General features: G+C 64.3%; 23 protein-coding genes and 2 pseudogenes. 18 read left to right on the top strand and 7 right to left on the bottom strand.

The window, feature by feature from the left end:
• Positions 1–238: 238 nt before the first annotated feature.
• On the top strand, positions 239–1,435 hold the full coding sequence (locus tag ACFX5Q_RS21535) for a hypothetical protein (protein ID WP_404281282.1): 1,197 nt from the start codon (positions 239–241) through the stop codon (positions 1,433–1,435).
• Between the two features lie 6 nt (positions 1,436–1,441).
• Here ACFX5Q_RS21535 and ACFX5Q_RS21530 read toward each other — a convergent pair whose 3' ends face one another.
• The 4 genes from ACFX5Q_RS21530 to ACFX5Q_RS21515 all read right to left on the bottom strand — a co-directional run bounded on the left by ACFX5Q_RS21530 (position 1,442) and on the right by ACFX5Q_RS21515 (position 2,064).
• Positions 1,442–1,534 (bottom strand): putative RiPP precursor, encoded by a 93-nt coding sequence (locus ACFX5Q_RS21530; RefSeq protein WP_404281281.1) that lies wholly within the window; start codon positions 1,532–1,534, stop codon positions 1,442–1,444.
• Between the two features lie 76 nt (positions 1,535–1,610).
• On the bottom strand, positions 1,611–1,712 hold the full coding sequence (locus ACFX5Q_RS21525) for a putative RiPP precursor (protein WP_404281280.1): 102 nt from the start codon (positions 1,710–1,712) through the stop codon (positions 1,611–1,613).
• Between the two features lie 65 nt (positions 1,713–1,777).
• A complete protein-coding gene (locus ACFX5Q_RS21520; RefSeq protein ID WP_404281279.1) occupies positions 1,778–1,879 on the bottom strand; it encodes a lasso RiPP family leader peptide-containing protein in 102 nt (33 codons plus the stop codon).
• Between the two features lie 83 nt (positions 1,880–1,962).
• Entirely contained in the window at positions 1,963–2,064 is a 102-nt protein-coding gene (locus tag ACFX5Q_RS21515) for a lasso RiPP family leader peptide-containing protein (protein WP_192181609.1), read from the bottom strand.
• A 470-nt stretch (positions 2,065–2,534) separates the two neighbouring features.
• Between ACFX5Q_RS21515 and ACFX5Q_RS21510 the strand changes: the two genes are divergently transcribed.
• The 14 genes and pseudogenes from ACFX5Q_RS21510 (at position 2,535) to ACFX5Q_RS21445 (ending at position 14,899) form a co-directional block, all read left to right on the top strand.
• Positions 2,535–3,362 (top strand): hypothetical protein, encoded by an 828-nt coding sequence (locus ACFX5Q_RS21510; RefSeq protein WP_404281278.1) that lies wholly within the window; start codon positions 2,535–2,537, stop codon positions 3,360–3,362.
• Positions 3,338–4,075, top strand: coding sequence for a WD40 repeat domain-containing protein (locus ACFX5Q_RS21505; protein ID WP_404281277.1), 738 nt, complete (start codon positions 3,338–3,340; stop codon positions 4,073–4,075). The genes ACFX5Q_RS21510 and ACFX5Q_RS21505 overlap by 25 nt, the downstream gene beginning before the upstream one ends.
• A gap of 293 nt (positions 4,076–4,368) precedes the next feature.
• A pseudogene (locus ACFX5Q_RS21500) lies at positions 4,369–5,121 on the top strand (tetratricopeptide repeat protein); the annotation flags it as partial.
• A gap of 49 nt (positions 5,122–5,170) precedes the next feature.
• Positions 5,171–5,533: pseudogene (locus ACFX5Q_RS21495) on the top strand (tetratricopeptide repeat protein); the annotation flags it as partial.
• 27 nt (positions 5,534–5,560) lie between these two features.
• Positions 5,561–6,190: a tetratricopeptide repeat protein gene (locus ACFX5Q_RS21490; protein ID WP_404281379.1), complete on the top strand. Its 630-nt coding sequence runs from the start codon at positions 5,561–5,563 to the stop codon at positions 6,188–6,190.
• Between the two features lie 110 nt (positions 6,191–6,300).
• On the top strand, positions 6,301–8,325 hold the full coding sequence (locus ACFX5Q_RS21485; protein ID WP_404281276.1) for an amidase: 2,025 nt from the start codon (positions 6,301–6,303) through the stop codon (positions 8,323–8,325).
• Positions 8,326–8,575: 250 nt separating this feature from the next.
• Positions 8,576–9,118 (top strand): cysteine hydrolase family protein, encoded by a 543-nt coding sequence (locus ACFX5Q_RS21480; RefSeq protein ID WP_404281275.1) that lies wholly within the window; start codon positions 8,576–8,578, stop codon positions 9,116–9,118.
• Between the two features lie 162 nt (positions 9,119–9,280).
• Positions 9,281–9,766, top strand: a complete 486-nt coding sequence (locus ACFX5Q_RS21475) for a GFA family protein (protein ID WP_404281274.1) — start codon at positions 9,281–9,283, stop codon at positions 9,764–9,766.
• Between the two features lie 317 nt (positions 9,767–10,083).
• On the top strand, positions 10,084–11,286 hold the full coding sequence (locus ACFX5Q_RS21470; protein WP_404281273.1) for an amidohydrolase family protein: 1,203 nt from the start codon (positions 10,084–10,086) through the stop codon (positions 11,284–11,286).
• A gap of 143 nt (positions 11,287–11,429) precedes the next feature.
• Complete coding sequence (locus tag ACFX5Q_RS21465; RefSeq protein ID WP_404281272.1) at positions 11,430–12,134, top strand: Crp/Fnr family transcriptional regulator; 705 nt, start codon at positions 11,430–11,432, stop codon at positions 12,132–12,134.
• Positions 12,135–12,187: 53 nt separating this feature from the next.
• Positions 12,188–12,361: a hypothetical protein gene (locus ACFX5Q_RS21460; protein ID WP_404281271.1), complete on the top strand. Its 174-nt coding sequence runs from the start codon at positions 12,188–12,190 to the stop codon at positions 12,359–12,361.
• A 562-nt stretch (positions 12,362–12,923) separates the two neighbouring features.
• Entirely contained in the window at positions 12,924–13,586 is a 663-nt protein-coding gene (locus ACFX5Q_RS21455; RefSeq protein WP_404281270.1) for an outer membrane protein, read from the top strand.
• A 215-nt stretch (positions 13,587–13,801) separates the two neighbouring features.
• Positions 13,802–14,461: a DUF6151 family protein gene (locus tag ACFX5Q_RS21450; RefSeq protein ID WP_404281269.1), complete on the top strand. Its 660-nt coding sequence runs from the start codon at positions 13,802–13,804 to the stop codon at positions 14,459–14,461.
• 285 nt (positions 14,462–14,746) lie between these two features.
• Positions 14,747–14,899 carry a hypothetical protein gene (locus ACFX5Q_RS21445; protein WP_404281268.1) on the top strand — a complete coding sequence of 51 codons (153 nt, stop codon included), beginning with the start codon at positions 14,747–14,749 and terminating at the stop codon, positions 14,897–14,899.
• Between the two features lie 102 nt (positions 14,900–15,001).
• Here ACFX5Q_RS21445 and ACFX5Q_RS21440 read toward each other — a convergent pair whose 3' ends face one another.
• Positions 15,002–15,544 carry an imm11 family protein gene (locus ACFX5Q_RS21440; protein WP_404281267.1) on the bottom strand — a complete coding sequence of 181 codons (543 nt, stop codon included), beginning with the start codon at positions 15,542–15,544 and terminating at the stop codon, positions 15,002–15,004.
• 92 nt (positions 15,545–15,636) lie between these two features.
• On the opposite strand from ACFX5Q_RS21440, the gene ACFX5Q_RS21435 reads away from it, so the two are divergent.
• Positions 15,637–17,301, top strand: a complete 1,665-nt coding sequence (locus ACFX5Q_RS21435) for an FAD-dependent oxidoreductase (protein ID WP_404281266.1) — start codon at positions 15,637–15,639, stop codon at positions 17,299–17,301.
• Between the two features lie 409 nt (positions 17,302–17,710).
• Here the strand turns inward: ACFX5Q_RS21435 and ACFX5Q_RS21430 are convergent, their stop codons facing one another.
• Together ACFX5Q_RS21430 and ACFX5Q_RS21425 are read right to left on the bottom strand one after the other, a co-directional pair.
• On the bottom strand, positions 17,711–18,025 hold the full coding sequence (locus tag ACFX5Q_RS21430) for a GYD domain-containing protein (protein WP_404281265.1): 315 nt from the start codon (positions 18,023–18,025) through the stop codon (positions 17,711–17,713).
• Between the two features lie 201 nt (positions 18,026–18,226).
• Positions 18,227–18,967: a sulfotransferase family protein gene (locus ACFX5Q_RS21425; RefSeq protein WP_404281264.1), complete on the bottom strand. Its 741-nt coding sequence runs from the start codon at positions 18,965–18,967 to the stop codon at positions 18,227–18,229.
• Positions 18,968–19,231: 264 nt separating this feature from the next.
• Between ACFX5Q_RS21425 and ACFX5Q_RS21420 the strand changes: the two genes are divergently transcribed.
• Together ACFX5Q_RS21420 and ACFX5Q_RS21415 are read left to right on the top strand one after the other, a co-directional pair.
• Positions 19,232–20,431: a PLP-dependent aminotransferase family protein gene (locus ACFX5Q_RS21420; protein ID WP_404281378.1), complete on the top strand. Its 1,200-nt coding sequence runs from the start codon at positions 19,232–19,234 to the stop codon at positions 20,429–20,431.
• Between the two features lie 260 nt (positions 20,432–20,691).
• Complete coding sequence (locus ACFX5Q_RS21415) at positions 20,692–21,495, top strand: hypothetical protein (protein WP_404281263.1); 804 nt, start codon at positions 20,692–20,694, stop codon at positions 21,493–21,495.
• The last annotated feature ends 38 nt before the right edge of the window (positions 21,496–21,533 follow it).

The raw sequence follows: 21,533 nt of genomic DNA, 5'->3' as shown, positions 1-21,533 counted from the left end.
AGCCACCGATGCGGCATTCTGGCTCGGTTGGAGACAGAAGTATTCGCCAAGCTGGAGCACCCCTCATCCGACCGAGCTTCGCTCGGCCACCTTCTCCCACAACAAGGGGAGAAGGGGAGGCGCTATCTGTCCAGCGGCCACATCCCAAGTTAGGTTGCGGGCAAAGCACCACCACGGATCGCAACGATGCCTAGCCTATTCGCCAAATCCGACACGTCCCCGCCGAGAGGTGCCGGGCTTGCCTGACATCGGCCTGACCGCAATCCTCGTCACCTCTTGCGTTATCCTCACCGCCGCCGCGCTGCTTGCCGTGCTGCTGCGGCAGGCGCGTGAGCGCAAGATCGCCCGACGCCGGGCCAATCCCGCCGGCGACTATGCGGTGCGCACGCGCTGGGCCCCCAGCACCACCAGCACGCTCAACTTCTCGTCCTTCGTCTATATGGACGTCGACGGAGACGGCAAATACGGCCTTGCCGACCGGCCAATGGCCGGTATCATGGTGCGGCTGTTCGACGAACGGGGCGCCTTCGTCAAGGCGGCGCGCAGCAACAATGGCGGCTTCGCCAACTTCACCATGTCGACGAAGCGGCGCCGGACCGCGCTCCGCGTGCCCGGCCTCTACCGGTTTTCGGTCTCCGTGCCGCCGGGCTGGCGCGCCAGCGGTGCCAACGAGAACCAGTCGATACGCTTGCACGCCGCGCCCGAATCCCTGGTCGGCCTCGCCGGCGATAGCCTTCCGACGCCGGTCGGCCTTGTACCCGGCCGCTACCTGGCGGGCAGGATGCCGGCGGCAGCGCAAGCGACGCTTTCGGTGATGGGCAAGGGCGAGGTTCTCGAAAGCCGGACACTGGCTCCAAGCTCGTCGTTTCGCGTCGATCTCGCCAGCCGGGCAGATGCGGTGGAGATCTCCGGCGACGGCCTCGACCGGCGGCTGGCGCTGTCGTCCTATCCGACCGATCTCGGTCTGCTGTCGCCCGGCTCCGTCGCGCCGGACGCACCGCTGCGGACGATCGGCTTCGACGACGTCACCAAGCGCAGCCTGCGCAAGGTCCCCTGCGGCCACGCCGGGCTCGACTGGCGCAATCTCAACGCCATGTCGCGTGACAACACGAAGAACAGCGAGGGCTACGTCAACGGCAACGTTTCCGGCGATCACTTCGCCTACACCAGCAGCGGCCATCCGGCCGAATTCGGCCGCGATCGCCCCTTCGGCTTTCATTCGGTGATGCTGACCGCCGCATGGCTGGCCTGCGAGGGCGAGATTGCGCTGGTCGAAAGCTGGCTAGGGGAGGAATTGCTGCGCAGCGACGAGATAGTCCTGTCGGCACTGACGCCGTGCCACTATGCCCCAATGCTCAAGGCCGTAACACGAGTTCGCCTGTCGACCAGACACCATTGGCAGCTTGTCGTGGATGACCTGGTTCTGGTCTTCTGAGATCAATCAGAGTGTTGGGTTCGAGAGCGCGCCGTTGGCCGTGATCGCCGAAAGCCTGTCCTTCTTGACAAGCGTCGGCTTCTCATAGGTCTTTTTCATGCCTGACCTCTCCAAAATCTTGTGCCGGCAACATCGGCTTGCCGTCAATCGCGGAAGGGCGCCTGGCCCGCCGAGATTATTGCGGCGTGATGACAGGTCCGGAAGCGCCGTTGACGGCGGTGATCGCGGAAAGCCTGCCCTTCTTGAAAAGCGCCGGCTTCTCATAGGTCTTTTTCATGTCCAAGTCCTCCAAGGATCTTATGCAGTCAGGTTGCCATCTTCGCTCAATCAAGGATGCTGAAATCAGCCTGCGGGCCCGATGGGGCCGGAAGCGCCGTTGCCGGCCGTGATCGCGGAAAGCCTGCCTTTTTTGACAAGCACCGGCTTCTCGTAGGTCTTCTTCATGCCCAACGCTCCAAGATTCCCAGCCCGGCAATGTCGGGCTGCCGTCTTCCGTCAATCATGGGTGAGTGTCTGCCCGGCTGAGATCAGCCCGGCAGCACAACAGGACCGGAGGCGCCGTTGGCGGCGGTGATCGCGGAAAGCCTGCCCTTCTTGACAAGCACCGGCTTCTCATAGGTCTTCTTCATGATCGAACTCTCCAGAATATCCCGCGTGGATAATGTCAGACTCGTGTTTCCTGTCAACCATGCCGGCCGCTGTTGCCCTCTATTCTTGAAGAAGTCGGCATTTCTGCTCTCGACGCCCGTGCGGAGTGACGCGAAAGACACAGGCAGCAGCGCGTTGCGCATTCGGATATTCGCGCGTCGGCCGCATAGATCTGTGATTCCAAGGTCTTTCCCGAAAGCAGTAGGCCCGCAATGGCTCCCTGATGGAGACGTCCCCGATCTCGCAATTTCCGACACTTGGATAGGTTCAGCTTTTGATCGAATTGATTGAATCGCCGACCTGCTCTAACTATTTGTTTTTACGCAATTACGGACGGAAAACCGCCGCGCGCTTTTCCTGGAATTGCTCTAGCCTTCGCGACGAGCTCGGCTAGGATGTTGATATCGCTTTCTTCCCGCGGGGGAGACTGGCGCCGCTGCGGGGGGAACCGATGAACAGGTCTGTTGACAGGCTGCTGGCGTTTCTTGTGCTGGCCGTTGCCTTGGCCTGTCTGGCGCATCTGTACCTGCTGCCAGGCACTTTCGCCTTGAGCCGCCTGGCGCATCCGCTGGCGGATGCGGCGTCCCTGCGGCTCGTGGCATTCCTGGCGGCGGCGCTGGTCTGCGCGCTTGGTGCGCTGCTGTTCTGGCAAGGCCTGTTGCCGGGCTGGCCGGGCCGCCAGCGCGGCGCGCGACTGTTCGGCCGGGCGGCGGAAGTGCAGGTTTCGGGCAGGCCGCGCCTGCGCCTGGTTTTCCTTGCCCTGCCGATGCTCGCCGTGCTGGCACTGCTGGCCGACCAGTTCGGTCCATGGCGGACGGGCGGGGAGGTGCCCGCCGAGCCGAAGGGTCAGGATGTCGCCGATGCTCCGCCGCCGGCGCCGGCGGCCCCATCGCCCGTCACGCCGGCTCCGCCACCAGAGCAGGTCGTCAAGACACCGCCTCCAGCCGAGCCGGCGCCGGTCACGCCGCCAGCTCTTGCGCCGGCCCCGGAAGAACCGCCAAAGACGGCACTGGCACCTGCGCCGCCGCAGGCTGCCCCGCCGCCACAGACCGTGGCGCCCCCGCCACCATCCGCGCCGCCGCAACCCACCCAGCCCGACGGCCATCGCGATGCCGTGGTCTGGCTGGCGGTGTCGGCCGACGGGCATCAGATCATGAGCGCCAGCACCGACCGCATGATCAAGCTCTGGGACATCGACGGCAAGCGGCTGATCCGCGATGTGTCCACAAGGACATGGCGCGCACGGCGCTGTTCATGCCCGACGGCAAGCGGGCACTGACCGCGGGCGACGACGGCGAGATCGTGCTGCGCCAACTTTCGGATGGCGCGGTGCTGCACGTCTTTTCCTCAGGCACGAATGGTGGCGTCAGGAACCTGGCGATCAGCCCGGACGGCAGACTGGCCGTCAGCGGCCACGACACCGGCAGCGTCATCGTCTGGGATATCGACAAGGGCAGCGTGCTGCATGTGCTGCCGGGCCACGACTGGTCCGTCAGCGCCGTCGCCGTCTCGCCTGACGGCACGCGCGCCATCTCGGGCAGCATCGACGGCGAGTTGAAGCTCTGGGACATCGTTTCAGGCAAGCAGTTGCGCAGCTGGCACGGCCACGAGCAGGGCACCTATGGCGCCGTCTTCACCGCCGACGGCCACCATGCGGTGACCGGCAGCGGCGACTACACGATCAAGCTCTGGGATCTCGACACCTTCAAGGAAGTGCGCCGCTTCGAGGGCCATTCCGGCACCGTCTATGAAATCGCGCTTTCCTCCGACGGCAAGCGGCTTGCCTCGGTCTCGCTCGACGGAACGGCGCGGCTCTGGAACATGGACACCGGCGCCGAGATCGCCGAGTTCGATCCAGGCACCGGGCCGCTTTATTCGGTCGCCTTCGCCGCCGACGGCACGCTGCTCACCGGCGGCTACGACCGCGCCATCAGGGACTGGCCAGGGGCGGGCGGCGACGGCGTGGTGCTGTTCGCCGGCGCGCCGGAATAGCGGAGGTATCCACAACCGCGGATATTCCACATCAGCGCGGCTTGCGCTAATGATTGCTGGGGATCGCAAATGGGTTGGGGACCGTGAGCAACAACGACTGGCCGCTTGAAGCGGATACGACAGTTTTCAGTCCGACCGCGCCGCGTCGCCGAAGAATTGTTCCGATCGTCTTGCTTGTGCTGACTGCGGTCGTGCTGTTTTGGCCGGCTCGCAATTATTACGTTCAGTGGTCTGCCATAAGAAAGGTGCAGGCGGCATTCCTCGCCAAGGACTACATCGAGGCATACCGCCAGATGTCGCTGTTGGCGAAGATGGGCAATGCCGATGCACAAGGCCAGCTCGGCGCGCTGTACTGGCGCGGCCAGGGCGTGGCGCAAAATGACGGCCAAGCGGTGTATTGGTGGAAAAAATCCGCCGAGCGCGGCAATGCGGAAGCCATGGCCGCACTGGGTCAAGCCTACTTTATGGGCAGGGGAGTCGAAAAGGACAATCAGCTTGCCGAGAGTTTTTCACGAAAAGCCGCCGACAAAGGCAACATGAATGGGCAGTACCAGCTCGGCGTCTTGTACTGGCATGGCCAGGGTCTGGCGCAAAGTTATGAGCAGGCTCTCTATTGTTGGCGCAAGGCGGCTGATCAGGGGAGCGGGGAAGCCGAATATTCTCTCGGCCAAGCCTACTCCAACGGCCAAGGGGTCGAAAGAAACGATCAGCTGGCGTTGAAGTTTGCCAGGCAGTCAGCCGACAAGGGCAATGCGAATAGTCAGTACGTCGTCGGCGTCCTGTATGCGAAGGGCCAGGGTGTTACGCAAAGTTATGAGGAGGCCCTCTCCTGGTGGCGCAAGGCAGCCGATGGCGGGAGCGCCGAAGCCATCTTCTGCATCGGCCGTGCCTACTATCTCGGCCAAGGTCTCAAGAAGGACGATCAGCTCGCCGTGATGTGGACGCGAAGGGCGGCCGACAAGGGCGAGCCGAATGCCCAGGCTCTGCTGGGCACTCTCTATTCGCTTGGCCACGGCGTTGGTCAGGATGACCGCCTGGCATTCGAATTGTGGATGAAGGGCTGCAACTGCCGGTCTGGCCGATGCGCAATACGCGGTGGCGGCTGCTTATGGGCAGGGAAAAGGCGTCGCCACGGACGACGGCCAGACATTTGCGTGGATGAACAAGGCTGCCAATCAGGGCTATTTGTTCGCTCAGTCGAATCTGGGCGGATATTATTCGATGGGCCGAGGCGTCGCGAAGAGCGACGAGCAGGCGGTCTATTGGTGGCGCAAGGCCGCGGAAGCGGGGAATGCCGAAGCCGGTGCCAATCTGGCCCGGGCATATTCCCTTGGCGAAGGCGTCAGGCGGGACGATGCGTTGGCCGCGACTTGGGCACAAAAGGCGTCAGACGGCGGAAACGCCGACGCTCAATACCTGCTTGGCATCCTTTACAGCCAGGGTCACGGCCTCGCGCAGAACGATAATCTGGCCTTCCAATGGTGGATGAAGGCCGCCCTCAAAGGCCATGTGGTCGCGCAGTACAATGTCGGGGTCGTGTATCGGGACGGGCAGGGCGTCGGGAAGGACGAGGGGCGGGCATTCGATTGGCTGAGCAAGGCGGCCGACAAGGGCAACGACCTTGCGCAGTTCGCTCTCGGTGGACTGTATTGGGATGGTATGGGAGTGACGAAGGACGCCTTTCGGGCGGCAAGGCTCTGGCGCAAAGCCGCCGACCAGGGCAATGCCTTCGCACAGAAAGCGCTCGGCACAGCCTATTCCGAGGGTGTCGGCGTTCCGCAAAGCGGTGCGGATGCGGCGGCATGGTGGCTCAAGGCGGCGCGACAGGGAAATGTCGATGCCCAGCTCAGTCTGGCCTACGCCTCCGCCAACGGCGTGGGCATTGCAAGAGACGACAAGGCTGCCGAGTCCTGGTGGCTGGAAGCTGCAAAGGCGGGCAATGTCGATGCCGAGTTCAGCCTGGGCACGCTCTACTATCGCGGGATCGGCGGGAAGCCCAACTACAAGGATGCCGCCAAATGGTTCTTGAAGGCGGCGGGGCACGGCAACGCCAGTGCCAAGACCTGGATTGAGCTGATGAAGGAAAACGGCCAGCTCGACAGCAAGATGTTGTGAGCTGAGTGCCCAAGCAACGCTGCGAAATCGGCGAAGCTTCCAAATCTCCCCCTTGCTGCGGAGATGCCCGGCCGGGCAGAGGTGAAGAAATGCCATCCGAGTAGTATCCGATGACCAACCTCCACCTCGTCGAAGCCTCAATCGCCGACCTGCGCCGTGCGCTGGAAGAGGGCACCGTCACCAGCGTCGAACTGGTTGGCGCCTATCTCCGGCGCATCGCCCAGTACGACCGCCATGGCATTGCCCTCAACGCCGTGCCCGTCCTCAACCCCAAAATGTTCGAGGAGGCGGCTGCCTCCGACCGCCGCCGCAGGGCTGGCGCGACCCGCGGGCCATTGGACGGCATCCCCTACACCGCCAAGGACAGCTACAAGGCGGAGGGACTGACTGTAGCCGCCGGCTCGCCGGCCTTCGAGCATCTCGTCGCCAGTGAGGACGCCTTCACCATCGCGCGCCTGCGCGCCGGCGGCGCTGTGCTGATCGGGCTGACCAACATGCCGCCGATGGCCAATGGCGGCATGCAGCGCGGCGTCTATGGCCGCGCCGAAAGCCCCTACAATGGCGACTACCTGACCGCCGCCTTCGCCTCCGGATCGTCCAACGGATCGGGGACGGCAACGGCCGCGAGCTTCGCTGCCTTCGGCCTCGGCGAGGAGACATGGTCGTCCGGCCGGGCGCCGGCCTCCAACAACGCGCTGGTCGCCTATACGCCGTCGCGCGGCGTCATTTCGGTGCGCGGCAACTGGCCCTTGGTGCCGACCATGGACGTGGTGGTGCCGCACACCCGCTCGGTGCCTGACATGCTGGAACTGCTCGACGTGATCGTCGCCGACGACGCGGAGACGCGCGGTGATTTCTGGCGCGCGCAGCCCTGGGTGGCGCTGCCGAAGTCCAGTGACGTGCGGCCGCAAAGCTACACCGCGCTCGAGCTGAAGGGCGCGCTGAGTGGCAAGCGGCTCGGCGTGCCACGCATGTATATTGGCCGCGATACGGAAGCCGCCAAGCCGATCGAAATCCGCGCCTCGGTGCTGGACCTGTGGCAGCAGGCGGCGCGCGATCTGGAGCGGCTCGGCGCAAAGATTGTCGAGGTCGATTTTCCCGTCGTCTCCAACTACGAGCGCGACCGCCCGGGTACGAAAACCATGGTCGAGCGCGGTCTGCTGCCGCAAGAGTTCGCCGAGCGCGAGATCTGGGATCTCTGCATCTTTGCCTGGGATGACTTTTTGCGCGCCAATGCCGATCCGGCCATTCCCGATCTTGTCTCGGTCGACGGCCCGAAGATCTTCCCGCAGCCGCCGGGGACGCTGCCGGATCGCTATGGCGAGGACGGTTTCGACCTGGCGGAGTATGTCGAGCGGGCGAAGCTGGGCGTCACGCCCTTCGCCGACATCCCGACGCTGGAAGCGGGCCTGAAAGGCCTGGAGGCGACGCGACGGATCGACTTCGAGGACTGGCTCGACGATCAAGGCCTCGACGCGGTGGTGCTACCGGCCGTGGCCGATGTCGGGCCGGCGGATGCCGATATCGACAAGGCCTCGGCAGCCCTTGCCTGGCGCAACGGCACCTGGGTCGCCAACGGCAATCTGGTCTGGCGTCACCTCGGCATTCCGACCGTCACAGTGCCGATGGGCACCATGGCCGATATCGGTATGCCGGTCGGCCTTACCTTCGCCGGCAAGGCTTATAGCGATGTGGAACTGCTTCGCATGGCCGGCGACTATGAGCGCTCAGCTGCCCGCCGCACAAGCCCGCCGCGCACGCCGGAATTGCCGGACGATGTGTTTTCCGCTGGTCGCGGCCGGGTGGGTGACTGGCAAGGCGAGCCGCTCAGCATTGCGCTTGCTGCCGAGAAGCGAGATTCCGGCGATCAGGACCAGATCGTTGTCACGCTCGACTTGCAGGTCGATGCAGACGAAGCATCAACGGCGAGCGTAACGCTTCACGTCAATGGCGAGCTCGTCGCGTGCGAGCGCATCGGCAGGCGCTTCACCGGGCGCGTGCTGGTTCCGGCGCGCGAGCACGCCGGGTTCCACAGCATCTGGCGGAGCGCCTACGGCTCCATCGTCACCGCGCTGGTGCGAGCTGAGGACGGCCGCACCGCCGGCGCTTATGCGGTGACCGGCGGGATCGGGTGAGGGGCGGAAGCTGCGATCTCCCCCCTTGTGGGGGAGATGGCCGGCAGGCCAGAGGGGGGCGCTGTCCCGCCAGCCTCTCAGTCAACCTATCCGCCATCCTCGCGGGCTTTCGGATGGGCGAATGCAGGAAGGCCGCGATCCTTCGCGCCCCCCTCTGCCCTGCCGGGCATCTCCCCCACAAGGGGGGAGATTGGCTGCTTCAGCGTCGCCCTATCCTTGACCCACCCGCCACCCACGCTATGTTCGCGCCATGCCAGAACCAGCCCTCGCGCCCCTCATCGTCATCGATCTCCAGACCGGCATGTTCGACGGTCGCTTCGAGCCGCCTATCCATGATGCCGACGGCATGGTTGCCCGCGCCCGCGCGCTGATCGACTGGGCGAGGCGGAGCGGGCGCAAGGTGGCCTTTGTCAGGCATGATGGGCCGACGGGCGATCCGCTGGCGCCGGGCGAGCCGGGCTGGCCGGTGTGGCCGGCGCTCGGCCAGGCCGGGGATGAGCCGACTTTCGCGAAGAGTGTTCGCAATGCTTTCAGCAACTCAGGCCTTGGCGAATGGGTGGCCGGGCAAGGCGCCGGCGAGGTCGTGCTTGCCGGCGCGCAGACCGATTTTTGCATTGCCGCGACGGTGGAGGGTGCCTTTGCCGAAGGGCTCGGCGTCACCGTGGTTTCCGACGCCCACTCGACAATGGACACGCCCGGCGAGACCGCCGCCGAGATCATCGCCCGCCACAACGCGGCCTTCACGGAGGCCGGCGTCACGCTGGTTACGACGAAGGCGCTGACGGGGAACTGAGCTCCCCTTCTCCCCTTGTGGGAGAAGGTGTCGCCGAAGGCGACGGATGAGGGGTGTTCCAGGGAACGCCAGCGTCTCACTCCGCTGGAACACCCCTCATCCGTCTCGGCGCCCTCGCGCCGATCCACCTTCTCCCACAAGGGGAGAAGGGATAACGCAACCATGGAGGCCACCTTGCCACACCTGACCTTGCCGGCCGAAGGCGGATGCCGTTGCGGGCGCGTGCGGCTGAAGATTTCCGCGCCGCCCTTGCTCACCATGGCCTGCCATTGCACGGGCTGCCAGTCGATGTCGGCCAGCGCCTATTCGCTGAGCGCCGCCATTCCGAGCGACGGGTTCGAAGTCATTGAGGGCGAACCGGTGATCGGCGGCCTGCACGGCGCCTCGCGGCATTTCTTCTGCCCGCATTGCATGAGCTGGATGTTCACGCGGCCGGAGGGGCTCGACTGGTTCGTCAACCTGCGCCCGACCATGCTCGACGATCCAGGCTGGTTCACGCCCTTCGTCGAGACCTGGACCAGCGAGAGGCTGCCCTGGGCGACGACGCCGGCCGTGCACAGCTATGCGGCGCTGCCGGCGATGGAGGAGTATGAGGCGCTGACGGCCGAGTTTGCCCAGAACTTTGTGAGAGGCGGCTCCGCCGGCTGATCGCTTTTTGGTCGCGCCGGTGCCGACGGAGCAGGGGTGGTTGCCACCACATATTGCCTGATGGGGGCGCGGGCCTGCCGTGGTCGACGCGGCTGCGGGGGCGCATGTTGGGGTGTGCTCTGAGCTCGCGCCGACCAGGGCGGCTCGTACCGCCGCAAAATCAGCATCGCACATCGCTGGTTCGCCGAAACTTCCGCGAAAGCGGAATATGCGGGCGCTAAAGAACGGATTCGGCGCAAACACTTTCTCGCCTTTCCCGCATTGACCTCCTTCGAACGAGCGGCGACGACTGGCGCTTCAACCGATGGACGGCGCCCTTGACCGAGCAGACGATTTTCCTGAACGCAAAACTGGCCGATGGCGCGCTGGTCGATCTCATCGTCACCGACGGGCGCTTCAGCGCCATCACCCCGGCAGCCGAGCGGACGCAAGCAACCGCCGCCGCCACCATCGACCTCGGTGGGCAGCTCGTCGTGCCCGGTTTCGTCGAGGGCCATATCCATCTCGACACCTCCTTTTACGGCGACGCCTGGCGTCCGCACATCCCGTGCACCGACGGTTTCGACGTGCGCGAGCGCGTCGCGTTCCAGGCACAAAACCTCGCCGCCGCCGCGCCGATGGCGGAACGCGCGAAAAGCCAGCTCGAGCTCTGCATCGGCAATGGCAGCCTTGCCATGCGCAGCCATGTCATGGTCGATGGCTCGGTCGGCCTGAAGCACCTCGAAACAATCCTTGCCGTGCGCTCGGCCTATCACGACCTGATCGACATCCAGCTCGTCGCCTTCCCGCAAAGCGGTATTTTGTCTTCGCCCGGCACGCCGGAACTGCTCGACGAGGCGCTCAGGCTGGGCTGCGACCTGATCGGCGGGCTCGACCCAGCTAGCTTCGATCGCGACGTATCGGGCCATCTCGACGTGGTATTCGGCCTCGCGCAAAAGCACGGCGTCGGCGTCGATATCCATCTGCACGATGGCGGCAGCCTCGGTCTGTTTCAGATCGAGGAGATCGCACATCGGACAAAGGCACTCGGCATGGCCGGCCACGTCGCGGTCAGCCACGCCTATGCGCTGGGCGACATTCCCGCCGATGCGCTCAACAAGGCCGGCGCGATGCTCGCTACCTCAGGTGTTTCGATCATGACCAACGCCCCGGGCAACCACGCCTTTCCGCCGGTCGCGGCGCTGCGGCAGGCCGGGGTCACCGTCTTCAGCGGTTCCGACAACATCCGCGATTCCTGGTGGCCCTATGGCGATGGCGACATGCTCTCGCGCGCCAATTTGATCGGCTACCGCTCCGGCTTTTACGAGGACCGCGAACTTGCAGCGGCCTTCGACGTGGTGACCTATGCCGGCGCAAAAGCGCTGCGGCTTGAAGGCTATGGCATCGCGGTCGGCGCCGCCGCCGACTTTGTCGCCATGCCGGCCGAGCATGTCCCCGAGGCTGTGGTCGCCGTGCCGGGAGCGCGCACCGTATATCGCCGGGGCAGGGCTGTCGCGAAGGATGGGAAGATGGCGCGGTGATGAGGGGCGGCTAATATATCGTTCGCCAAGTTTTGTTCGAAAGCGTACACTGAGCAGATCGCCAGCCACATTCATGGGCGCTGACGCCGGGCGCACGCGGCCGGGAGATGACATGCGCTCTTGCCCCTTTTCGGGAGAGTGCGATGGACCAGACGGTCAGCAGGGATAAAAGCGACCTTTTGCGCCGCATGAACCCAGACGACTTTGCGCTGCTCGCGCCTCATTTGCACAATCGTTTCCTCGACCTCAGGGATCCGCTCGAAACGGCAGGCGAGCCGATCAGCTCGGTTTGCTTCCTCGAAAGCGGCATCGCCTCGGTGGTGGCCAGGAACCGGCCGGGCCTCGACACAGAGGTCGGCATCATCGGTCGCGAAGGCATGTCCGGGTCCGCGCTGGTGATGGGCGCCGACTGGGCACCTCACGATTGCTACATCCAGATGACGAGCGAGGCGGTCTGCATGGATGCGGCACCCTTCAACGCCGCGCTCCAAAGCAGCCAGACGCTTCGCCCCTTCCTGCTGCGCTATGTCCACTATCTGCATATCCAGACCAGATCCACTGCGTTGAGCAATGCCCGTGCGAAGCTGGAGGATCGGCTGGCCAGATGGCTGCTGATGTGTGATGACCGGGTGGCCGGCGAGCAAATCCTGATCACCCACGAACTCCTGTCGGTCATGCTTGGGGTCAGGCGTCCCGGCGTCACGGTCGGTCTTCAGATTTTGGAAGGGCGCGGCCTCATCAAGTCTCGACGCGGCGCGATCACCATTCGCGACAGGGACGGTCTGGTCAGCATCGCCGACGGCTTCTACGGCCAGGCCGAGGCCGACTATGACCGGCTGCTTGGCTAGCACCTTCAGCGGCGTGGACCGGAAATGGCCGACGCGAATGCCGGTGAGGCCAGGTGGATGTATCCGCCTTTGACTGCGACATCCTGCGAACCGCTTTCATCAAATCGGTCATGGAAGGCAATGTCCCGGAAGCCCGGTGGCGCACGCTCGCCGCGTCCCTCATCCGCGACTTGACCGGCCACGAAGACATCGACCCCGACATGCTGGACTGGCTCACGCGCAAATAGCGCCGCTGGTTTTTGCCACGCTGACCTTTCGGTTTGGAAAAGGCCGTGGCCAACACGCCTGGCGACGGCAGGCCAGCGCCGCCGCACCTACCCCAACCCAAGCGGCCTGCCGTCTTCGGCAGATACGCTGCGGCAAAACAATAAGTTGCAAAGAAAATTGCGAGCCGCCGGGTGGATAGACAAAGGGCCTGACACCGGGGGGTAGTGTGGTGCCAGGCCCTTGCCGTCGGGTTCGACAGCAAGAATGCGCATGTGCCGGCTGGTGTCGCAAGGCGGACCATGGTCCGCACCAAAGGTCGCCTGTGATCGCGGACTTGAGGCTATCGCTCCGGGCTTCTACGAGGGCCGGGCTGCGAGCTTCGGCGTGGTGACTTGTGCCGACGCGAAAGCGGCGCCAGGACTTTCGTGGAGACATTTGCGCGTTGCAGCCTTCGCTCTCCACGACTGGCCTGTTGCTACTTTGCAACTGCGTTCGATCACAATTTCGAGAGGTAAAACTTTTGGTTGAAGCGGCTGATTTGCCGAGCGATATCAACCTTAGTCGATTCACGCGGAGGGCTTCATGAAACTGGTATTGCTCTGTTCGGTTGCATTTCTGGCAGCCACTTCTCCAATTCTGGCCGCGGACCTTGTCCAGCCCGTCGCCGCCATGCCTTTTTCGTGGACCGGCTTCTACGTTGGCGCTCAAGCGGGCGGCGGGTGGAATGACAGCCGTTGGTCGGGTACCACCTTCATTCCCTTCAATACAAATGGGTCCGGCGGTATTTTCGGCGGCCAGATAGGCTACAACTACCAGATCAACCAGTTCGTCATCGGCATTGAAGGCGACCTTGCAGGCTCGACTGTGAAGGGCGACAACCAATGTTCCAATGTTACCGGCACGGTCTGCGAAACCAAGCAGGACTATCTGGGCTCGGTGCGCGGGCGTCTCGGTTATGCTGTCGATCGGTTCCTGGTCTATGGCGATGGCGGTGTTGCCTTCACCAACTACAAATTTGCGGAAGTCGACAGCTTTCAGCAATCGTTTGGAGGCGGGTCTCGGGTTGGCTGGACCGCCGGCCTGGGCGTCGAATACGCCTTCACCGACCATTGGACCGCGGGCGTCGAATGGAACTACTATGATTTTGGCACCAAGTCTGGCGAAAGCGACGTGAATACGGGCTTCTTCGTAGACAATCGCGACACAGAAAATGTCGTCGTCGGAAAGATCAACTACAAATTCTGAGGCGCTGGGCAGCAAGCCGTACCGACGGGCCATTTCGATGTGGTCCTGACGCGGAAGCACGGCGCTGTTGCCATAGCTGACTTCTTGCGGCAACCCAATGCCGTTAATGTGAACCACGATGCCCATGAACGGCCCGGTTCGGCCCGCAGGAGAGATGTGCGAGGACATCAATCCACACGGCGCTCTGGGGCAAGCCTCGCCCCCGACATCATGACGTGCCGGGATCAGGGAGCTTGTCTCATGACTCAGGCCGCAAAGGATGTTCCGCTTCGTTGCCGCTGCGGCCGCGTCAGCGGCGTCGCCAAGGACGTTGCACCGCGCACCGGCTTCCGCTTCACCTCTACTGCCGGGACTGCCAGGCCTTCGCGCGCTTCCTCGAGCGGCCGGACATGCTCGACGTCGCCGGCGGCACGGACATCTTCCAGATGCTGGCTGGCCGTGTGACGCTTGCCGCGGGCAAGGACGCCGTGCGCTGCCTGCAATTCTCCGGCAAGGTGCTGCGCTGGTACACCTCTTGTTGCCGGACCCCGATCGGCAACTCGGCCGGCCCGCGCTTCCCGGTGGTCGCCATCACTCATTCCTTCATGTGCCACGACGCCGCGCCCCGCGACACGGTGCTCGGCGCGCCGCTTTGCCGGATCCATGAACTCTCCGCCGTCGGCCCGCTGCCACCCAACGCGCCGCCGCCACCGACGTTCAGCCTCTTTGCGCGGCGCGTCTCAAAACTTCTCTTCTGGTGGCTGCGCGGCCTCGGCCGGCCGAATCCGCTCTTCGACCAGCACACGAACGCCCCGCTTTCCCTGCCGCGCGTCATCGCGCCGGCCGAGCGCGATGCACTGGCCGGTGTGCCGATGCCCGCTCGCTTGGAGTCTTGATCCGCCACTTGCTGACAAATGATCTGGCTGGCTCGGTCTTTGGAGCCGGGAAGGTGAATCAGCGCATCAGCCAATAAGGCTAAGTGGCGGATATCGCAGGCCGCATGCTTGGCGGTGTCGCACATCCCTCCAAATTAATTTGCATACAAATGTTTCGGATTGGCACGGTTTCGTGAAGCACTTCACCGTTCCCGCGTAATCGATCGGATACAGAAGCATCGCAAAACCGGCGCGGCGTGAGAGGGCAGCACTGCTTTTTCCACCGCTACGATATGGAGGATGTCGATGTTCAAAACCCTTGGCCGAATTGCAGCTGCTCTCAAGCGAGCCGGCAAGCGCAACGAGACGATGCGCGCATTGGATAATCTGCCGCCGGAAACCCAGAAGGACATCGGCTGGTCGAAGTCCCCTTCTGACGAAATCCGGCTGCCGTTTTAACGGGCCGAGCCGGACGCCTTGCTCTGTCGAACGCATCCGGCCGGCGGCGTCCGGTCGCCTCTCGCCCAACCACCACCGCAGCGCCGCGATCACGGATCAGCGCTACCTGGCTTCGTCCGATGTCCATACGGGCTTGAAAGACACCGTCTTCAGGCCCGCGTTTCGGACCCGATCGACGAACACGTCGTTGACGAACACGGACGACGCGCGCATCGGCAGCTTGAAGATCTCGGCGTTGCCGATGCGATGCGCGTGGAACACGTAGCGTTCGATTGCGAGGATGCCGCCGTCTTCGAAAGTGACGATCTGCGACCGCTCCTTGTCCAGCGCGTCGATCACATTGGTGACGTTGAAGAGCCAGACCGGATCGCCGCTAAGCGGCAGCAACTGGCCATAGGGCTGCAATGATGCCGCCAGCGCATCGACGGCGGGCTTGCGCAGCAGCGGTGCGTGTTCGCCAAGCCAGGGGAAGTCCGAATAGAGGTAGACGCGGTCGTCCTCGGCGATGCGCTGCATGACCGGCGGATCCCATGTGTCGAGAACCCTTCCATCCAGGCCGAAGAAGAACTCGAAGTAACTGTCATCAACCGGCAGGACCCACTCCTGATCCTCCAGGACCGCGAACTCGTAGAGGCTGATCGGCATCGGTCGGTATCCTTGCGTCAGGGGTAACGCTCTCCACCTTTTTCTGTTGATCGCGCCCAAAAAACAACGCTAATTGATGCCTGCGAGGGGCCATGCTGACAGTTGATGAAGTGGGAGCGATCCCGTTGTTCTCGGGTCTGCCGGCGGCCGAGCTGGAGCGCCTGGCGCGGATGGCCGCCGACCTTCATCTCAGCCCCGGAGAGTTCGCGGTCCACGAGGGCGGCGAGGCAGCGCTCTTTGCGGTTCTCGCCGGCAAGATCGAAGTCGTAAAAACCTTCGACGGCGTCGAGCGGACGCTCGGCTGGCGGTTGCCGGGAACGATCTTCGGCGAGGTGCCGATCGCGCTTGGCTCGGGTTTTCCGGGCGGCTATCGCGCCGCCGAGCCGTCCCGCGTCATGCGCATCGAGGTCCAGCAATACTATTCCATCGCGGCGGTTTCGAAGGACGTCGCCCAGAAGGTCAGCGCGCTGGCCCGCGAGCGCATGGGTGGGCTGCAGAGCGTCACCGCCGAACCGCAGAAGCCGCGCGTCACCCTGGTCGGCCACCGTTGGGACACGGCCTGCGGCGACCTGCGCCGGTTTCTCGCCCGCAACCAGATCTCGTTCACCTGGCTGCTGCCCGACACGTCGGATGCCGAGGCTTTCTGGTCCGCCCAGGGCAGGCCGGCTCGGGATGGTCCCGTCGCCCTCCTGACGGACGGCGAGATCGTCGAAAGACCCGCCGTGCGCGATCTTGCCATTCGTCTGGGGTTGCAGACGCGCCCGCGCGGCGCCGAGTACGATGTCGCGATCGTCGGCGGCGGGCCGGCCGGTCTTGCCGCGGCGGTCTATGGCGCCTCCGAGGGCCTGCGCACCATCGTCGTCGAGCGCGAGGCGCCCGGCGGGCAGGCCGGCACGTCGTCGCGCATCGAGAACTATCTCGGCTTTCCGAGCGGCATTTCCGGCGACGAGCTCGCCAGCCGCGCGCTGCAGCAGGCAAAGCGGCTCGGCGCCGAAATCCTGGTCACCCGCTCGGTCGCCGGCATCGATCCGGCGACGCATGAGGTGGTGCTCGACGGCACCGATGTCGTGCGCGCCCGCAGCCTCATCCTGGCCACCGGCGTCGCCTGGCGCCGCCTCGCCATCGACGGGTTCGACCGGCTGATCGGCAAGGGCGTCTATTATGGTGCCGCGCGCAGCGAGGCGAGCAGCACGCATGGGCAGGATGTCTACCTGATCGGCGCCGGCAATTCGGCCGGCCAGGCGGCGATGCATTTTTCCGGCCATGCGCGCAGCGTCACACTGCTCGTGCGCGGCCCGTCGCTTGCCGACAGCATGTCCCACTATCTGATCGAGCAGCTCAGGGCGAAATCGAACGTAAAGGTCCAGCTTCGCTCCGAAGTCCAGGCCGTGCACGGCGAGACGCACCTGACGGCGATCGACATTCTCGACAAGACAAGCAACGAGGTAAGCCGGCACGAATGCGGCGGGCTGTTCGTGTTCATCGGCGCCAACGCCGAGACCGAGTGGCTGCCGGCCGAGGTCGCGCGCGATGCGCGCGGCTATGTGTTGACCGGCGACGACGTGAAGAAGGCCGGGCTCTGGTCGCATGGCCGCGACCCCTATCTGCTCGAGACCAGTGCGCCCGGAATCTTCGCCTGCGGCGATGTGCGGCTGAGCCCGGTCAAGCGGGTCGCGTCAGCAGTCGGCGAGGGCAGCATGGCCATCGCCTTCGTCCACCAGTATCTGGCCAATGAGGGCAAGGCCCAGCGCATTTGATGGCCGGACCGCCTGCTTGACAGGCCGGCCCCATTGCCTCAGCCTTTGGGCCAAGCAGGGGAACGCGCGATGAAGAAACAATACTCGAAGCCCATACTGGTCAGAAAAGGCCGGCTCTCGGCCCAGACCGCTCAGCAGGCCGGTTCGCAGGCACCGGATTAACACCGGCGCAACCGCCTAGAGCGGTTCAACGTTTCACGGAAACGCAGAACCGCTCTATCTCTTTGTTTTCACGCAATTCCGGACGGAAAACCGCTGCGCACTTTTCCTGGAATTGCTCTAAGATCGTCATCTGATACGCAAGGACGGAACTGACGCCGGCCAGCCTAGCTGGCGCGCCAACCGCGGTATATTTCGGGACCCGGCAGCACGGGCACCGTTCGATCGAGCCGTGCTGCCTTCAGGCCGGTCAGCCGGCAGGCTTGTAAGAGCCGGCAGCCTTTTTGGCGGCGGCGAGCACCCCCTTCATGTCGAGTTCTTCGAGGATGACGAGGTCGCTCACCGAACCGCTTGCCCGTACAGCAAGGGCCATGCCCATCCCGGCTGTCTGGTCAGGCACCTCGCCATTGACGACGACGTCGTAAGCGCCGCGCGTAAACATCAAACTGGTCATCTTGCCGCCAACGCTTTCGAACGTTGCCTTGATTGCGGCTTCCCGGTCTGATCCCTGCATCAGTCCCTTGGCGGCGTGGGGTTCATAGTTTGCCAATATGGTAACCTTCATGGCTGTCTCCTCCAAATATCGTTGCCTCGTGCTGCTCAAACGTTTGAGCAGCACGGAGGTGCTTGTCTTTTCACTGACATTTTGACGTGGCCTGTGGACCGCCAGGGCAGCCATGGCCAACGGCAGTTCATGACCGGAGCTAAGCTGCGGTCTGCCGCAATATGCGCCTATTCTAATATGACGACAATCCCGGCTAGCGCACTAACCCAGCCACCACCAGAGCGCCGCGATGACCGCCACCACGCCGGCGATCGACAGCCCCAGCATGATGTAGGCGCCCTTGATGATATCGCCGATGACCTTCTTGAGGCTGGCGCGGTCGTTGAGGTTGGGGAAAGGCTCGTTCGGGTGCGCCACGCCGAGGAAGTCGCAGAGCGGCGCCCAGCCGTCGGTCACCTTGAACACCAGCAGCTTTTCCGGCGGCACCGCCGCCTTCACCTCCTCGGTGTAGGCGTTGTAGCGCGCGACCGCCTTGGCACGGTCGTCCATCACGCCGGCCAAGGTGCGGCCCCACACCAGCTTGCTCGACATGTCGCCGAATTTTCGGCCGAACGGCGTCAGCCATTCCAGGATCTTGAACTGCCAGACATTCTCGGTGAAGTAGATCGTGTCGATCGTGCTCTCGTACCAGGCTTCGGCGCCGCGCGGATGCAGCGTCAACAGCACCTTGGCGTCGGGATAGGCGGCCAGCAATTCCTGCCAGACGCAGCAGCCGGGATTGTCGACGGTGGCCGTGTACTTGGCGAACACCTGGTTCCAGTCATGCTGGCTGCCGGGCGGGCTGTTCGCCACCTTGCGCCAGAAGTCGAGATGGCCCTTGTTGGCCTTGTTGAGGATGACTTCCTGCATGTGATAGCTCGGAAAGCCGAGCCTGTTCAGCGCGGCGAAGGTCGACCACGTGCCGGTGCGGCCGAATCCGGCCCCGATGAGCTTGAGCGTCATTCCCCATCCCCATTTTTCTGGACCGCTGTTCTTTTTATGCGGATCCATCCGAAACGAGGTTGCATCGACCCCAGCAAGCGCGCAACAAATTTCCATGCGCAACCAATAAAACGTGAATTTTTGCTTTGGGTCACGCAGAAGGACCTTCTGGCTATTCCAGCGGGCGGGGGAGCCTGATAATAGGTCAGCCAGATTGACCTAATTGCCCGAGCTGATCCTGGTCACGCTCGAAGAAAATCCACGGGGAGGTGGGCTGTGACATTGATGGACCTCTTGGCGTCGCGCTCGTCGCGCATGAAGGCCTCGGAAATCCGCGAGCTGCTGAAACTGCTCGACCAGCCCGACATCATCTCCTTCGCCGGCGGCATCCCAGACCCGGCGCTGTTTCCGACCGAAGCCATATCCGATGCCTATGCTTCGGTGCTCGGCGGCGCCGAGGCGGGGTCGGCACTGCAGTATCAGGTCAGCGAAGGCTATCTCCCGCTGAGAAGATGGCTGGCCGGTCAGATGGGCAAGCTCGGCGTCGCCTGCGACGAGCACAACATCTTCATCACCTCGGGCTCGCAGCAGGCGCTGGATTATCTCGGCAAGCTGTTCCTCTCGCCCGGCGACACGGCTTTGGTCACCTGGCCGACCTATCTCGGCGCGCTGCAGGCTTTTAACGCCTATGAGCCGCGCTACGACCGGCTGACGCCGGACGGCGGCAACATGACGCCAGCGGCCTATCACGCGGCCGCTGCTGCCGCCGGCGGCAAGGTGAAGTTTGCCTATCTGGTGCCGGATTTCGCCAACCCGACCGGCGAGACGCTGAGCTTCAGGCAGCGCGAGGCGGTGCTCGATCTCGCCGGCGAGCTCGACATCGCCGTCATCGAGGACGCCGCCTATCGCGCGCTGCGCTATGATGGCGAGGGCGTGGCGCCGATCCTGGCGATCGACTGCGCGCGTTCCGGCAGCATCGAAAACGCTCGCACGCTCTATTGCGGCTCGTTCTCGAAAATCCTGTCGCCGGGCATGCGCGTCGGCTGGGTCTGCGCGCCGCGCCGCGTCGTGGAGCGCCTGGTGCTGATGAAGCAGGCCTCCGACCTGCATAGCCCCTCGATCAACCAGGTGGCCATGCACCGCGCCGCCGAAGCCGTCTTCGACCGCCAGGTGGAGAAGCTCATCGGCGCCTACCGGGAACGCCGCGACGGCCTGCTTGGCGCGCTCGAGGCCAACATGCCCGAAGGCGTGACCTGGAGCCGGCCGGATGGCGGCATGTTCGTCTGGGTGACGCTGCCCGAAGGCACCGACGCCACCGCATTGCTCACCCGCTCGGTCAAGGAGGCGCGCGTCGCCTTCGTGCCGGGCAACGCCTTCTTCGCCGACGGTTCGGGCCGCAACACGCTGCGGCTGAGCTTCACGCTTGCTGACAAGCGTGCGGTGGAAGAGGGCATACCGAGGCTGGCGGCGCTGCTGAAGGGGTAGGGGCTCGGCGATCCTTCCCTTCTCCCCTTGTGGGAGAAGGTGGCCTCGCGAAGCGAGGTCGGATGAGGGGTGCTGGACGGATCTCGACATAGGCGACGTAAGCGATTTGAATCCTTCGATTTTTTGCACCTCATTTCTTCCAACACCCCTCATCCGTCTCGGCGCTGCGCGCCGATCCACCTTCTCCCACAGGGGGAGAAGGGGAGCGCTGCACCATCCCCTCTTGAGCCCTCCGCCGGGAGGTGACAGGTTGGCGCGCCATGGCCGCCGCGTCGACATCGCCCCGCATCATCCTGCTGATCGGCAGCGCGCCCGATGTGGTGCGTTGCGAGGCCTGGCCGAAGGCGGCCTTCAGCCGGATCGTCGCCATCAACAATGCCTGGCGCGTGCGCGCCGACTGGGATTTCCTCGTTCATGCCGGCGATTTTCCGCCGGACCGGCTGCCGCCGCCGCAGATGCTGCGCCAGGCGCAGATCTTCAGCGCAGCAGACTACGTGCCGGCGCAAAACAGTTTTGGCGGCTTCGTCTATGCCGGCGGTACCATGGCGATGACGGCGGCCTACTGGGCCATCCACAGCCAGAAGCCGGACGTGCTCGCCTTCCTTGGCTGCGACATGATCTACGACCAGCCGGAAAAGACGCATTTCTACGGCATCGGCCGTGCCGATCCGCTGCGCGACGACCCGACGCTGCAGAGCCTCGAGGCCAAATCCGCCCGCCTGCTCATCCACGCGCTGAGGCGCGACACGTTCTGCGTCAACCTGTCGGACCTGCCGCACAGCCGGCTGCTCCTGCCGAGGCTTTCCTTCGATGAGCACAGGCATTTGTCGCCCCAGCGGCTCGCCGACATGAAAGCGGGCGTGCTCGCGGGCATCCAGTCCCAGGCGGTGGAAGAGGCCGAGCGCATCGAAGGCGAGCTCGGCTATTTCTACGAGGACGGCATGTACTGGAACCATCTCGACGAGATCGACGGCAGGTTTCTCGCGGACATCGACAAGCTGTGGATGGCGGCGGTCGGGGAGGTAGCGACTTGGCCGGCCGAGGAATGCACCGCCGCTGAGTAGAGACGCTCTGTGGCGATCCGTCGCCATCCCGTCACGCA

This window comes from Mesorhizobium sp. IMUNJ 23033 (assembly GCF_044778005.1).
Classification (GTDB): domain Bacteria; phylum Pseudomonadota; class Alphaproteobacteria; order Rhizobiales; family Rhizobiaceae; genus Mesorhizobium; species Mesorhizobium amorphae_A.
The sequence above is the reverse complement of the archived record's forward strand: the minus strand, read 5'-3'. Positions and strand labels throughout refer to the sequence as shown.

Coding starts and splice junctions, on each gene's coding strand:
- ACFX5Q_RS21530 (WP_404281281.1), bottom strand. CDS start 1,534: ATGAAAAAGACCTATGAGAAGCCGACGCTTGTCAAGAAGGACAGGCTT.
- ACFX5Q_RS21525 (WP_404281280.1), bottom strand. CDS start 1,712: ATGAAAAAGACCTATGAGAAGCCGGCGCTTTTCAAGAAGGGCAGGCTT.
- ACFX5Q_RS21520 (WP_404281279.1), bottom strand. CDS start 1,879: ATGAAGAAGACCTACGAGAAGCCGGTGCTTGTCAAAAAAGGCAGGCTT.
- ACFX5Q_RS21515 (WP_192181609.1), bottom strand. CDS start 2,064: ATGAAGAAGACCTATGAGAAGCCGGTGCTTGTCAAGAAGGGCAGGCTT.
- ACFX5Q_RS21510 (WP_404281278.1), top strand. CDS start 2,535: ATGAACAGGTCTGTTGACAGGCTGCTGGCGTTTCTTGTGCTGGCCGTT.
- ACFX5Q_RS21505 (WP_404281277.1), top strand. CDS start 3,338: ATGCCCGACGGCAAGCGGGCACTGACCGCGGGCGACGACGGCGAGATC.
- ACFX5Q_RS21490 (WP_404281379.1), top strand. CDS start 5,561: ATGAAGGCCGCCCTCAAAGGCCATGTGGTCGCGCAGTACAATGTCGGG.
- ACFX5Q_RS21485 (WP_404281276.1), top strand. CDS start 6,301: ATGACCAACCTCCACCTCGTCGAAGCCTCAATCGCCGACCTGCGCCGT.
- ACFX5Q_RS21480 (WP_404281275.1), top strand. CDS start 8,576: ATGCCAGAACCAGCCCTCGCGCCCCTCATCGTCATCGATCTCCAGACC.
- ACFX5Q_RS21475 (WP_404281274.1), top strand. CDS start 9,281: ATGGAGGCCACCTTGCCACACCTGACCTTGCCGGCCGAAGGCGGATGC.
- ACFX5Q_RS21465 (WP_404281272.1), top strand. CDS start 11,430: ATGGACCAGACGGTCAGCAGGGATAAAAGCGACCTTTTGCGCCGCATG.
- ACFX5Q_RS21455 (WP_404281270.1), top strand. CDS start 12,924: ATGAAACTGGTATTGCTCTGTTCGGTTGCATTTCTGGCAGCCACTTCT.
- ACFX5Q_RS21445 (WP_404281268.1), top strand. CDS start 14,747: ATGTTCAAAACCCTTGGCCGAATTGCAGCTGCTCTCAAGCGAGCCGGC.
- ACFX5Q_RS21440 (WP_404281267.1), bottom strand. CDS start 15,544: ATGCCGATCAGCCTCTACGAGTTCGCGGTCCTGGAGGATCAGGAGTGG.
- ACFX5Q_RS21435 (WP_404281266.1), top strand. CDS start 15,637: ATGCTGACAGTTGATGAAGTGGGAGCGATCCCGTTGTTCTCGGGTCTG.
- ACFX5Q_RS21430 (WP_404281265.1), bottom strand. CDS start 18,025: ATGAAGGTTACCATATTGGCAAACTATGAACCCCACGCCGCCAAGGGA.
- ACFX5Q_RS21425 (WP_404281264.1), bottom strand. CDS start 18,967: ATGACGCTCAAGCTCATCGGGGCCGGATTCGGCCGCACCGGCACGTGG.
- ACFX5Q_RS21420 (WP_404281378.1), top strand. CDS start 19,232: ATGGACCTCTTGGCGTCGCGCTCGTCGCGCATGAAGGCCTCGGAAATC.
- ACFX5Q_RS21415 (WP_404281263.1), top strand. CDS start 20,692: ATGGCCGCCGCGTCGACATCGCCCCGCATCATCCTGCTGATCGGCAGC.